The organism is Winogradskyella poriferorum (assembly GCF_036553625.1).
Lineage (GTDB): Bacteria > Bacteroidota > Bacteroidia > Flavobacteriales > Flavobacteriaceae > Winogradskyella > Winogradskyella poriferorum.
In genome coordinates, this window is sequence record NZ_JAZHOU010000001.1 from 1164641 (window position 1) to 1177718 (window position 13078).

Below are 13078 nucleotides of genomic sequence, written 5' to 3' on the forward strand. Positions count from 1 at the left end.
CTGAAATTATTTTAAATTTTTTAGAAACTCTTATGCGTGCATAATAAGGTTTGTTAACTTTGTTTATCAAAACCAAAAATTTACCATGTACAAAAAACAATTTGAAATCCGTTGGAGCGATGTTGATGCCAATGGTCACTTAGCCAATTCTGCGTATACTAATTTTATGAGTCATGCAAGGATGTCTTTTTTTAGCGAACAAGGCTTTTCTATGCCAGAAATTATGAAGCATAATATTGGACCTGTAGTATTCTATGAACATATGTACTATTTTAAGGAGTCCTTTATTGGTACGCCAATTACAGTTACTATTGAAGTTTCTGGTTTGAGTGAAGATGGTATGCTTTTTATGTTTGAACATAATTTTTATAACCATAAAGGAGAGAATTTGGCTTACTGCGAAATGCAAGGTGCATGGATAGATTTAAAGGCTAGAAAACTGACAGGTTTGCCAGACGAATTATTAAAGTTGGCACATACATTTCCTAAGTCTGAAAACTATAAAGTGCTTACCAAAGAAGATACTAGGAAGCATGGTGTGAGACCGAAACCACTTGAGATTTAAGGTTACTTAAACGGTTGATGCTGCTTGAATGTTTTTATATGAACATTCTTTATAAATTGCTTAAGAATTTTATTTGGTAATGCGTACTTATGCCTGCAATAACAGGTTAAAGTCTTGGGTTGTGCGCCAAGTGTACTCTTAATTTCAGAAGCTGTTCTACCAAGATTTATTTGAGAGGATTTAGTTTCTATTCCTAAGCGAACATAGTCATTTAGAATTCTAGGATAGATTGCATATTCTTTATTGTTTGAGTAGTCTATACCAATAAAATGCGCATCAAGATGGTCAGCATTTTGCATTGCAGATAAGAAACCTACAAGCTTTCCATCCAGAAAATAACCCTTAACAATGAAGTTGTCTTTGTAAGTGTTTTTTAGATGTGTATAGGTGTTTAGATTTAGTATTTGCGCATTAAAATCTGCATTATCTATGGTATTTTGGTATAAGCTTTGTAATACGTCTTTGTAGAATTCGATGTCTTCTTTGCTGAAATTTTTAACCTCTAGTAACTCACTTTTTGCATCAGCTCTATTGGCTTTTACTCTGTATTTTGATTTTAATGCAGAAGTGTAATCTTCAAAAGATTTCCAGGTAGGATCGAGATAAATAATCATGTTAGGCTCCACATGCATAGATGCATAATCAAAAGCTTTTAAATGATCTGTAATGTAGAGTGATTCGTCTTCAAAATCCTTAATAAAGATAGTACTGAGACGTTTGCAGCAATAGAGTTTTTTTACAGCTTTTGCAATGGCTTTAAAAGTTTCTACCTTAGGTTCGCCTTCCTTTAAAAATGTGCCATATTCACCACTTAAAAACACATTGCCACAAAACAACACTTTGATGTGATTATTACAAAACAGGTTATTCACTATGTTCCTCAATTTATGAGACATAGCAATGTTTTTTGTAATAGTTTCTATACCAATAGTTACAATCTGAGTGTTAGCAAAAGCTACAGCTTCTCCATCTTTTAAAATAAAAATATAATTAAACTCAATATCTGTATTTGCAATTTCAAAAGCCTTTAAAAACTCTGGAGAATAATAAATATTGTTTGTACAATTAAGACTGTCCCAATAGAATTTAGGAATAGAATCAACGGTTTTAAATATTTCAGAATTAAGAGACAAACTACTTTTTTTGCTTTCGTTTTACAGATACCAGATAAACACCTGTAAAAATAAGAACCATAGCACCGATTTTTATAGCATCTATAAAGTCTGCTCCAACAGCAAGAGCGTAAAGTGCAGCGATAACAGGTTGAAGGTAAATAAAAGTCCCAACAGTTGAGGCTTTTAACTGACTGAGTGCGTATGGGTTTAATAGATAAGTGCCAAATGTTGCTCCAATAACAACAAAGATTACAGAGAATGTAATATAAGGTGTAAATGAATTCCATTGTACTTCTCCTAATTCACTGTAACCGAAAGGAATTAGCATTATTAAACCAATTGAAAAAGACCATTTTATAAATGTTACAGGATGATATTTTTCGGTTAGTTTTTTTATTAGAATGACGTATATACTATACGAAATAGCATTGATTAGTATAAGTAAATTACCCAATGGTACATTGTCGCCTGCTCTACCAGATTTTCCGTAAATGGTTAGAACAAGGGCACCACATAGTGCAATGACGATACCTACAATTTTTTTTGATGTTATTTTTTCTTTTAGAAAATAGGAGGAAAGTACAAGGATAATCACCGGAATAATAGTCATTATAGAAGAGGCATGTATAGGTGATGTATATTCTAACCCTTTAAAAAAGAATAAGAGGTTAACCACCATACCAAATATTGCGGCAACTACAAATTTGATGTAATCTTTCTTTTCAATTTTTTCTTTAGGAAAAAAGAAGCTTATTAACCAAAATAGAACCGTTGCACCTATAACTCTAAGGAGTACAAAACCAAACGGTTTAATATAATTTTCGTTCATCACGGTTTTAGCAATAGTATAGTTAAGACCGTATAAAAGCTGTACCGTAAACAGTGCAACTAACGCATACTTTCTACTATCCATGTATTGCTTTTTTTGCCGCTTCAACTACTTTTTTAGAGTTGCCAATAAAAATAGTACCATTAAAAATTATTACAGGTCTTTTAAGAAAAGTATAGTGCTCTATTATGTAGTTTTTATAATCGTCTTCTGTAAGAGATTTGTTCTTTAAATCTAGCTCTTTATACAGTCTCGCACGTTTACTAAAAAGACTTTCGTAACTGTCAGTTAAGCTACGCATTTCTTCAATCTGTTTTTCTGTAATAGCTTCGGTCTTTATATCCTGAAACTGAAAATCTTCAGGTAGATTAAGTTCTTTAATTATTCTTTTGCAAGTGTCACAAGTACTTAGATGATAGATTTTTTTCATAGCTTAATGAGCTTGTATTTATAGCGTTGCAAAGAACGGACTTTTAATGCTAATATTTATAGAATGCTTATTCAACTTTTAGATAAGATTCAACCGCATCAAACGGAATAACAAACTCGGTATAACCTTGGTCGTAAGAGGCAACTTCATACACATTGTATAAGAATACTAAACCATCGTCACTAAAGCCAATATTTTCAGGTAACTGAAATGGTTTCCCAAAAAAGTAATCTTCTATTTGATTATTTTCTTTAGCGGCATCAATAGATTTTAAAAAATGGTCTTTCGCAAGTGCTTTAAAATCGTCTGAATTATCTATAATGTCACTAAGTTTGTAAACCTCGCCTGTATTAGCATTAAGATTTAAAAACTTAATTTTATCATTTCCGTGAGCACCACCTTTAAATTCATAGGTGTTAATGGATAAAGTTATAATTTCTTCAGATTGATATACCTTTTCGGTTTCTATATGTAGCTCCCAAGCAGGATGAGACGCTTCAGGAAATTGCTTTTTGAAAGTTATAAATTCAGTATCAAAATCTTCTAAGACAGACTCTAGACTAGTTTTTTTTGTGACATCACTTAGTGTTGAAATGATAGCTTCTTTTATTTTAAAGTTTATAATCTTACTTACTTCACTATTGCCAATAGCCTCATCAATAGAAACAGAAATATCAGCTTCGTAATGATTTTCATATGAATTGTTTTCAAAACTTACAGTCTTAGTTTCATTACTACATGAAAAAATTAAAGTTAAGAATAGAAATAAAAGCGAAATGTGGTTTTTGTTAATCATTCATTAAAGGTGTTGTAGTGCTTATTTAAGAACGAATTATAGATTAAATTTGTTATGCCTTAAAGAATCTTTATTCTGTAAAGTTACCACGATTAAGATAAACCATTTAGAAATTATAATGAAATTTAACACAAAAACTATTCATGGAGGTCAAAAGCACGATGCAGCTTATGGATCTGTAATGCCACCAATCTATCAGACCACTACATATGCTCAAAAATCACCAGGTAACCATAAAGGCTATGAGTATTCTCGAACGCATAATCCTACAAGACATGCTCTTGAACAATCTTTCGCAAGTTTAGAAAATGGAAATTATGGATTGGCTTTTGGTTCAGGATTAGCAGCGATTGACGCAGTATTAAAGTTATTAAAGCCAGGTGATGAGGTGATTTCTACAAATGATTTGTATGGTGGTACATACAGACTTTTTACCAAAATATATGAGGATTTTGGAATCAAGTTTCACTTCATAGGAATGGGTGATTTAGATAAAATTGAGAATTATATAAATGAAAAGACCAAACTTATTTGGGTGGAAACTCCAACAAACCCAATGATGAATATCATTGATATAAAAGCTGTTTCAGAAATTTCTAGAAAATATAAACTGTTGTTAGCGGTGGATAATACGTTTGCAACTCCATATCTGCAACAACCATTAGACTTGGGTGCAGATATTGTAATGCATTCAGCAACTAAATATTTAGGTGGACATAGTGATGTGGTAATGGGAGCTTTAGTTGTTAGAGATAAACAATTAGCAGAGAAGCTATTTTTTATTCAAAATGCAAGTGGTGCTATTTGTGGTCCACAGGATGCTTTTTTGGTTTTACGAGGTATAAAAACATTACATGTTAGGATGCAGCGTCATTGTGAAAATGGTAAAACAGTTGCTGAGTTTTTAATGAGTCATCCAAAAATTGAAAACGTATATTGGCCAGGCTTTGAAAATCATCCTAATCATGACATTGCAAAATCGCAAATGAAAGATTTTGGTGGTATGGTTTCATTTACCACAAAGGGAAACAATTATGAGGAAGCCATTAAAATAGTTGAAAACCTCAAAATCTTCACTTTGGCTGAGTCTCTAGGAGGAGTAGAGTCTTTAGCTGGTCATCCTGCAAGTATGACACATGCAAGTATACCAAAAGAAGAACGAGAAAAAACAGGAGTAGTAGATTCCTTAATTAGATTGAGTGTTGGAATAGAGGATAAGGGAGACCTTATAAATGATTTAAAACAGGCAATTGGTTAAATACTCAATGTTAATCTAAGTAGTAAATGTAACCAAAGTTTAGCCAAAGATTCCAATCATCTGCTTTGTTAGAAGGTAACTTATGATTTAGACCATCAATAAAATCATCAAAATAATACTGCCATCTTAATTCTACGAATAAGTCAGACAATACAGTTAGTTTGTAACGTGTACCAACACTAGCAACAACAGACCAAGTAGAGCCAGATTCTGTACTAATGAAAGGATCGCCGCCAGAAACATCGTTCCAATAGCTGTAAAAATTAGCATTATTCTGAGGATTACCATCTCCAAAAGTTGTTTCTACATCTGGATTAAAGGATACAAAGTGAGCACCAAGTGCAGCAAAGGGAGCAAAAGAAAATTCACCAGCAGAAAAAGCTCTAATACTTCTAGGAAAATACTCTAATTGCATACCAATATCCCAATTTTGAGCTTCACCAGTGTGTGCTCTTAATTGGTCTGCTTGTATGCTGTTTCTAGAATCTTCTACCCACTCACCAAAATGTTCTAAAGATGTTTTATTCCATGATATTTCACTTCTAATCTTAAAGTGGTCATTAAAATAAGTGTCAGTTGTGTAGCAGTTACAATCTGCTCGGTAAGCAAAATTAATGTAGTGAACAATCCCTAAGGCAATACCTGTATTTCCAGAATTAGTTTCAAAATTGTTTCTAACACCAAAGTCAGATTGAAACGCAACCGCTCCAACAAATGCACCTATTTCGTGAGAAAAACCCAATTGGGCTGTAGAGGTTTGAACTACACATATCAATCCAAACAACGTTATTAATTTTTTAATATGTCTTACCATAAAACACTTGTGATTAAGCGATTGCCGAACAAATATATAAAAACTCGACGAACTACAAAATAAAACGGATAAAATGCAGATTTCTTTTAAGGAGAAGAATTTTATTACAAAGTTCGAATATTTAAAAAATATTTGAGAATATAAAAAAAATAAGCCTTTATTTTTAAAGATACTGTATCTTTGCACCCTATAAATCACAATTTCTTAACGATTTTTTATATGAAAGATAAAATTGAAGCTTTTTTAGATCTTGTAAGAGAGCGAAATGGGCACGAACCTGAGTTTTTACAGGCGGTTCAAGAGGTAGCTGAGACAGTTATTCCTTACATTGCCAAGCACGAAATTTATAATGGTAAAAACATTCTTTTAAGAATGGTAGAGCCAGAGAGACTAATTTCGTTTAGAGTAAGTTGGGTAGATGATTCTGGCGAAATTCAGGTCAACAGAGGCTATAGAGTGCAAATGAATTCTGCAATTGGACCTTACAAGGGTGGTTTGCGTTTTCATCCTACAGTAAATGCTAGTATTCTTAAATTTTTAGCATTTGAGCAAGTATTTAAAAATAGTTTAACCACTTTACCAATGGGAGGTGGTAAAGGTGGTTCTGATTTTGATCCTAAAGGAAAATCAGATAACGAAATTATGCGTTTCTGCCATGCCTTCATGACAGAATTATACAGGCATATAGGACATAATACCGATGTTCCAGCTGGTGATATAGGAGTAGGAGCAAGAGAGATTGGTTTTATGTTTGGGATGTATAAAAAATTGAGAAATACATTTACAGGAGTTTTAACTGGTAAGGGACAATCTTGGGGAGGTTCTTTAATTAGACCAGAGGCAACAGGATATGGTAATGTATATTTTGCTGAAAATATGCTTAAGACTAGAGACGATTCGTTTGATGGTAAAAAAGTAGTTATTTCAGGATCTGGTAATGTAGCACAGTATGCGGCAGAAAAAGCAATAGAGTTAGGAGCAACAGTACTTACACTTTCTGATTCTGGCGGCTATATCTATGATGAAGAAGGAATAAACACAGAGAAATTACAATTTGTAATGGATCTTAAAAACAACAAACGCGGAAGAATTAGTGAGTATGTTGATAAGTATCCAAACGCTAAATTTTTCAAAGGAGAAAGACCTTGGTCTGTTAAATGTGATATAGCACTTCCTTGCGCTACTCAGAATGAGTTAAATGGTGAAGAGGCTAAAACTTTAATTGATAATGGTTGTATATGCGTATCTGAAGGTGCTAATATGCCGTCTACTCCAGAAGCTATACATGAGTTTCATGCAGCAAAAATATTATTTGCACCAGGTAAGGCATCGAATGCAGGTGGTGTTGCAACTTCTGGATTGGAGATGAGTCAGAACTCACTACGTTTAAGCTGGACAAGAGAAGAAGTTGATGCAAGATTAAAGGATATCATGGAAGATATACATGATTCTTGTGTTGAGTATGGTAAGAACGATGATGGTACGGTTGACTATGTAAGAGGGGCTAATATAGCTGGTTTTGTTAAGGTTGCTGATGCAATGTTAGCTCAAGGAGTTATATAATTTATAAAATTAAAATATGAAAAGCTTCCACTACTAGTGGAAGCTTTTTTTTGTTACATATTATATGATTAGTGCAATATTATCGTTACTATTAAATATATTTGAGCAAACAATTTATAATGCATAAAACTGTTTTTAAATTTTTACTATTCTTTCTTAGTTTATCTCTTAATCTTAGCGCACAAGATTTTTCTACATTATGGCAAGCACATTTTTCTTATAACGATATTGTAGATGTTGTTAGTGGTACTAACAAGATATATGCTGCGGCTCAAAATGCTGTTTTTGAATATGATACATTAACTGAGGAAATAAAAACAATTACTACCGTAGAAGGGTTGTCTGGTGAGCAGATTACAACTATTCTTTATAGTGAAGAATTTCAATACTTGGTTGTCGGTTATGAAACAGGTTTAATAGAAGTATACTCTGAAACAGATAACTCGGTGTTGTCTGTGGTTGATATTTTAGAAAAAGAAAACATTACACCAGATAATAAATCTATCAATCACTTCTATGAGTACGATGGTTTAGTATACATATCAACAGATTATGGTATATCTGTTTATGATTTAGCAAGATTAGAGTTTGGGGATACTTATTACATAGGAGGTGGAGGTTCACAAATTATAGTAAATCAGGTTACAATTTTAAATGACGAAATTTTTGCAGCGTGTTCTAGTGGAAATGGATTAAAAAAGGCAGATTTAAACAACCCTAACCTCATAGACTTCTCGCAGTGGCAAACTGTTATAGGTGGTAATTTTTTAAAGATTAATACGGTAGATAATTTAGCTTATGCTATTAGAGCAAATAGGGCCTTTTTTGAAATAACAAATACGAGTTTTACCCAACTTTTTGTTTTACCATTCACACCCTTAGATACAGAGGTTAATGATAATAATCTTATTATCTCAAGTATTAACACAGTTCAGGTTTATAATGAGGCTGCACAACTCATAGAGACATATTCTAACAATGATGATTTTGATACTCGTTTTACTTCTGCCGCTCAAGTTAATGATGAAATTTATATAGGTACAGAAAAATTTGGGGTTTTAAAAACCAGTAATGAAGCAGGTTTAATATACACAGAAGTTAAACCAAACGGACCTCTAATGAATGAAATATTTAAGCTTAATGCTGAGTCTGAAGTCGTTTGGGCAAGCTTTGGGGACTACACTACTGCTTTTGATCCTGCGCCACAACGAGCTAGAGGATTAAGTTATCTAAAAGATGAGGTCTGGCACAATATACCTTTTGATAGTGTTTTTGGGGCAAGGAACTTATCACAAATATCTGTAAATCCCTTTAACCCAAATCAAGTTTTTGTAAGTTCCTTTCAAAATGGAATTTTAGAAATAAATGACTTTCAACCAACTATACTATATAATCAAGAGAACAGTGGCTTAGAGTCCTTAGTGGTACCAAACGCTCCACAGGTTATAAGCGTAAGAGTTTCGGCTTCTACTTTTGATGATGAAGGTGTTTTATGGACTATGACTGCGAGAGCACCTAATCCTTTAAAGTCTTATGATCCAAATTCCGGAAGTTGGCAAGGTTTCGATTTTTCATCTATTATTGAAGACGAATTGTTAGGGGAGTTTGGCTTTTTTGATATAGCTATAGATAATAATGGGACAAAATGGATTGGAGGTTATTCTAATGGTTTGTATGCTTATAATGAGAACTTAGCTAATCCACTTAAAAATTTAACATCGGAAGAACAAAACCTTCCCTTTCCCAGAGTAACAGCTCTAGAAATAGATAATAGGAATCAACTATGGATAGGAACCTTCTCAGGACTTAGAGTACTTTTTAATACATCTGGCTTTTTTGACGATCCTAACCCTACTCTAAACTCAATAATTATTCTAGAAGATGGTATTGCACAAGAATTGTTAGAGTCCCAGACCATAACAGATATTGAGGCAGATGGTTCTAATAATAAATGGGTAGCTACAGTAGATTCTGGCGTGTTTTATTTTTCACCAGATGGTCAAAATACCATATATCACTTTACAAAAGATAACTCTCCATTGCCATCTAATAGTGTTACAGATATTTCTTTAGATCCTAATAACGGCATAGTATATATTGCTACAATAAAAGGTATGCTCTCATTTAGAGCGGGTGGATCAAAGCCAGAAGAAACGTTAGAAGATGCCTTTGTATACCCAAACCCAGTACGACCAGAGTATAATGTACTTGGTTTTAATGATTTGAATGATATTAATAAAGGTATTAAAATCAGTGGGTTGACTGAAAATGTAAACATTAAGATTACTGATATCGAAGGTAACCTCGTTGCTGAAGCTCAGTCTAATATAAACCTTAGATCCTCGAGTGCAAATTATAATTTTGCTATAGATGGTGGTACAGCCGTTTGGAATGGTAAAAATTTAGGTAACTCTATTGTAAGAACAGGTGTTTACCTAATAATGATTTCAGATTTAGATTCATTTGAAACTAAAGTTTTAAAGGTTCTCATAGTAAGATAACATGCTAACAAAAAATCAAGGTATTGTTCTTTCAAAATTAAAATACAGGGACAATGATCTTATTGTAAAATGTTACACTAAAGAGCGAGGTGTTGTAACTTATATTTTAAGAGGTGTTTTAAAATCAAAAAAAGGTAGTAGCAAAACAGTTTACTATCAAGCTTTATCTCAACTTTATTTTGAAGAAAATTTTAAAACCAACAGATCACTACAGGGTATAAAAGAAGTAAAGTTTAGCTTCATATATCACTCAGTACATTCCAATATATACAAAAGCTCTATAGCACTGTTTCTCTCAGAAGTTCTCTCTAATACTTTAAAGGAAGAAGAAAAAAACGAAGCATTATTTAATTATCTCGAAATAGCTTTACAATATCTCGATAGCGCAGATCAATTTTCTAATTTTCATTTATTGTTTTTGTTAAAGTTAACGCGCTACCTTGGCTTTTTGCCAGACAGTAAAAATATAGACTATCCATATTTTAATATGGAGTCTGGGATTTTTGAATCTATCAATCATGGTATATACTCTATTTCTGGCGAAAATTTAACACTCTTAAAACGATTATTGGGCACAAATTTTGATGCATTAAACGGTATTAAAATCAATGCAAAACAAAGGCGAGAGTTTTTAAATGTCCTATTGCATTATTTTGAGTTACATTTGGATGGATTTAAGAAACCAAAATCATTACAAGTGTTAAATGAAGTATTTCATTGAGCTAATTTTTACGAAAAGATTTTAATGACCAAGTATATAAAACTAAAAATTAGTGTCATTTTTAGTGCCATTTTGTACCTATGTTATAATGGTATAAATGCCCAAACCATTACGGTTTTAGAAGAGGGTACAAACCAACCAATTTCTGGTGTTTCATTATATAATTTGCAACAAACAAAATATGAAGTTACAGATTTTGATGGTAATGCTAATCTAAATAAGTTTAATGATAGGGAAGTTATTTATTTTAAAAACCTATTATATGAACCATTGCAGCTAAGAAAAGTAGAGATTTCTGAAAACAATTACATTATATATCTAATACCTAAAGTAGAAGGGCTTAAGCAAATTGTAATTTCAGTATCTAAATTCGAGCAAAGCAAAAAAGATATTCCACAATCTATTGTTGCGGTAAACGCTAAAGAAATTGCCTTTACCAATCCGCAAACAAGCGCAGATCTTTTAGATAATACTGGCAACGTTTTTATTCAAAAAAGTCAAATGGGAGGTGGTAGCCCAATGATACGCGGTTTTTCTACAAATAGATTACTTATTAGTGTAGATGGTGTAAGAATGAATAATGCCATTTTTAGAGGAGGTAATCTACAAAATGTTATATCAATAGATCCTTTATCTGTTCAAAATACCGAAGTAACGCTTGGAGCTGGTTCTGTTGTTTATGGTAGTGATGCTATTGGTGGTGTTATGAGTTTTTATACTAAAAAACCACAATTGTCATATAGAGATGAGTCTGTAATAAGTGGAAATACCATGCTTCGTTACGCTAGTGCTAATAACGAAAAAACAACACATTTAGATTTTAACTTAGGCTATAAAAAATGGGCCTTTTCAACTAACGTTAGTTATACAGATTTTGATGACTTAAGAATGGGAAGCCATGGACCAAATGAATACCTAAGACCAGAATATGTCATAAGGCAAAACGGTGAGGATGTTATTGTAACCAATAGTAACCCAAAGGTGCAGAAACCTACTGGCTACGACCAGATAAACCTTATGCAAAAGGTAAGGTACGAACCTAAAGACAATCTTAAATTAGATTTAGGGTTGTTTTTTACCACAACTTCAGACTATTCAAGGTATGACAGGTTGATAAGGCCACGAGGTGAAATATTACGTTCTGCCGAATGGAATTATGGTCCACAGCAATGGTTTATGGGTAATTTTCAGGTTACAAAAACCAGTAGTAGCTCTAATTTATATGACAAGCTTCAAACTACCTTAGCCTATCAAAACTTTAAAGAGAGTAGAGAAGACAGAGATTTTCAATCCGATATTAGATCTGTACGTGCAGAGAATGTAGATGCAATTTCGTTTAATGTAGACTTAGAAAAGGACTTAAGTAGTAAAACAAGCCTTTTTTATGGTATAGAATATTTGCACAATACTGTAAACTCTGATGGGTATGATAAAAACATCATTACAAATGAAAATTCAGCAACCGTAACACGTTATCCAGATGGCGCTACTTGGCAGTCTATTGCAGCATATACAAGTTTAAAATATAAACCTAACTCTAAGTTTGTGTTTCAATCAGGTTTAAGGTACAATCAAATAATTGCTAAAGCAGATTTTACTGAAAACAATGTCTTTTTAAATCTTCCATTTAATAAAGCCGATATTAATACAGGAGCATTAACAGGTACAGCAGGTATCACCTGGTCGCCAAGCAAAATGATTCAATGGAAGCTAAATGCTTCAACCGCTTTTAGAGCACCTAATATAGATGATATTGGAAAGGTGTTTGACTCAGAACCAGGATCTGTGGTAGTGCCAAACAACAATTTAAAACCAGAATACGCCTATGGAGGAGAATTAGGTTTAAAGCTAAATTTTGAAAACAAAGTTGTATTAGACATGGCGACCTATTACACCTTTTTAGACAACGCACTAATTAGAAGAGATTTTGATATTAATGGCGAAACTGAAATAGTGTATGATGGAGAATTAAGCTCAGTGCAAGCCATACAAAATGCTTCTAAAGCCTGGATTTATGGTTTTGAAGTTGGTGCAGAAGTAAATTTCTCTAAGGCATTAAAGCTACGGTCACAGTATAATGTTATTGGTGGTACTGAAGATGATAATGGTATAGAAGTTCCTGTAAGACATGTGGCTCCTAATTTTGGTAACACTCACCTTACGTGGAAAAAAGAAAAGTTACAATTTGATGTCTTTGCGGTATATAATAGCGAGCTGTCTTTTAATCAGTTAGCGCCATCAGAGTATTCTAAAGATTATTTATATGCTAAAGATGACGATGGAAAGCCGTATTCGCCTTCTTGGTATACGCTGAACTTAAGAGCACAATACCAATGGAAAGATAAGTTAACTTTAACAGCAAGTCTAGAAAATATTACAGACCAACGTTACAGACCTTATTCCTCTGGCATATCTGCTGCAGGATGTAACTTAATAGTAGCTGTGAATTATAGTTTTTAATAAAGAAAGCCTCATTGTTGAGATGA

11 protein-coding genes are annotated in these 13078 nt (G+C 32.9%); 6 read left to right on the top strand and 5 right to left on the bottom strand.

The window, feature by feature from the left end:
* The first annotated feature begins 85 nt into the window (after positions 1 to 85).
* Positions 86 to 565 carry an acyl-CoA thioesterase gene (locus V1468_RS05305; RefSeq protein ID WP_243473226.1) on the top strand — a complete coding sequence of 160 codons (480 nt, stop codon included), beginning with the start codon at positions 86 to 88 and terminating at the stop codon, positions 563 to 565.
* 2 nt (positions 566 to 567) lie between these two features.
* On the opposite strand, the gene V1468_RS05310 is transcribed toward V1468_RS05305, so the two are convergent.
* The 4 genes from V1468_RS05310 to V1468_RS05325 all read right to left on the bottom strand — a co-directional run bounded on the left by V1468_RS05310 (position 568) and on the right by V1468_RS05325 (position 3735).
* A complete protein-coding gene (locus V1468_RS05310; RefSeq protein ID WP_331809185.1) occupies positions 568 to 1698 on the bottom strand; it encodes a hypothetical protein in 1131 nt (376 codons plus the stop codon).
* 1 nt (position 1699) lies between these two features.
* Complete coding sequence (locus V1468_RS05315; protein WP_331809186.1) at positions 1700 to 2593, bottom strand: DMT family transporter; 894 nt, start codon at positions 2591 to 2593, stop codon at positions 1700 to 1702.
* A complete protein-coding gene (locus V1468_RS05320) occupies positions 2586 to 2939 on the bottom strand; it encodes an arsenate reductase family protein (protein WP_331809187.1) in 354 nt (117 codons plus the stop codon). Before V1468_RS05320 ends, V1468_RS05315 begins: the two co-directional genes overlap by 8 nt.
* 67 nt (positions 2940 to 3006) lie before the next feature.
* Positions 3007 to 3735 carry a DUF3298 and DUF4163 domain-containing protein gene (locus tag V1468_RS05325; protein ID WP_331809188.1) on the bottom strand — a complete coding sequence of 243 codons (729 nt, stop codon included), beginning with the start codon at positions 3733 to 3735 and terminating at the stop codon, positions 3007 to 3009.
* 118 nt (positions 3736 to 3853) lie between these two features.
* Between V1468_RS05325 and V1468_RS05330 the strand changes: the two genes are divergently transcribed.
* On the top strand, positions 3854 to 4993 hold the full coding sequence (locus V1468_RS05330) for a cystathionine gamma-synthase (RefSeq protein WP_331809189.1): 1140 nt from the start codon (positions 3854 to 3856) through the stop codon (positions 4991 to 4993).
* A gap of 10 nt (positions 4994 to 5003) precedes the next feature.
* On the opposite strand, the gene V1468_RS05335 is transcribed toward V1468_RS05330, so the two are convergent.
* The gene (locus V1468_RS05335; protein ID WP_331809190.1) at positions 5004 to 5807 is read right to left on the bottom strand and encodes a THC0290_0291 family protein; all 804 of its coding nucleotides are present in this window, start codon (positions 5805 to 5807) and stop codon (positions 5004 to 5006) included.
* Between the two features lie 219 nt (positions 5808 to 6026).
* On the opposite strand from V1468_RS05335, the gene gdhA reads away from it, so the two are divergent.
* The 4 genes from gdhA (at position 6027) to V1468_RS05355 (ending at position 13052) form a co-directional block, all read left to right on the top strand.
* Positions 6027 to 7370 (top strand): NADP-specific glutamate dehydrogenase, encoded by a 1344-nt coding sequence (gene gdhA, locus V1468_RS05340; protein WP_331809191.1) that lies wholly within the window; start codon positions 6027 to 6029, stop codon positions 7368 to 7370.
* Between the two features lie 119 nt (positions 7371 to 7489).
* Positions 7490 to 9871 carry a type IX secretion system anionic LPS delivery protein PorZ gene (gene porZ, locus V1468_RS05345; RefSeq protein ID WP_331809192.1) on the top strand — a complete coding sequence of 794 codons (2382 nt, stop codon included), beginning with the start codon at positions 7490 to 7492 and terminating at the stop codon, positions 9869 to 9871.
* A gap of 1 nt (position 9872) precedes the next feature.
* Positions 9873 to 10592 carry a DNA repair protein RecO gene (gene recO / locus V1468_RS05350; RefSeq protein WP_331809193.1) on the top strand — a complete coding sequence of 240 codons (720 nt, stop codon included), beginning with the start codon at positions 9873 to 9875 and terminating at the stop codon, positions 10590 to 10592.
* Positions 10593 to 10616: 24 nt separating this feature from the next.
* Positions 10617 to 13052: a TonB-dependent receptor plug domain-containing protein gene (locus V1468_RS05355; RefSeq protein ID WP_331809194.1), complete on the top strand. Its 2436-nt coding sequence runs from the start codon at positions 10617 to 10619 to the stop codon at positions 13050 to 13052.
* The last annotated feature ends 26 nt before the right edge of the window (positions 13053 to 13078 follow it).

Coding starts and splice junctions, on each gene's coding strand:
- V1468_RS05320 (WP_331809187.1), bottom strand. CDS start 2,939: ATGAAAAAAATCTATCATCTAAGTACTTGTGACACTTGCAAAAGAATA.
- V1468_RS05335 (WP_331809190.1), bottom strand. CDS start 5,807: ATGGTAAGACATATTAAAAAATTAATAACGTTGTTTGGATTGATATGT.
- V1468_RS05305 (WP_243473226.1), top strand. CDS start 86: ATGTACAAAAAACAATTTGAAATCCGTTGGAGCGATGTTGATGCCAAT.
- V1468_RS05315 (WP_331809186.1), bottom strand. CDS start 2,593: ATGGATAGTAGAAAGTATGCGTTAGTTGCACTGTTTACGGTACAGCTT.
- V1468_RS05330 (WP_331809189.1), top strand. CDS start 3,854: ATGAAATTTAACACAAAAACTATTCATGGAGGTCAAAAGCACGATGCA.
- porZ (WP_331809192.1), top strand. CDS start 7,490: ATGCATAAAACTGTTTTTAAATTTTTACTATTCTTTCTTAGTTTATCT.
- recO (WP_331809193.1), top strand. CDS start 9,873: ATGCTAACAAAAAATCAAGGTATTGTTCTTTCAAAATTAAAATACAGG.
- gdhA (WP_331809191.1), top strand. CDS start 6,027: ATGAAAGATAAAATTGAAGCTTTTTTAGATCTTGTAAGAGAGCGAAAT.
- V1468_RS05325 (WP_331809188.1), bottom strand. CDS start 3,735: ATGATTAACAAAAACCACATTTCGCTTTTATTTCTATTCTTAACTTTA.
- V1468_RS05355 (WP_331809194.1), top strand. CDS start 10,617: ATGACCAAGTATATAAAACTAAAAATTAGTGTCATTTTTAGTGCCATT.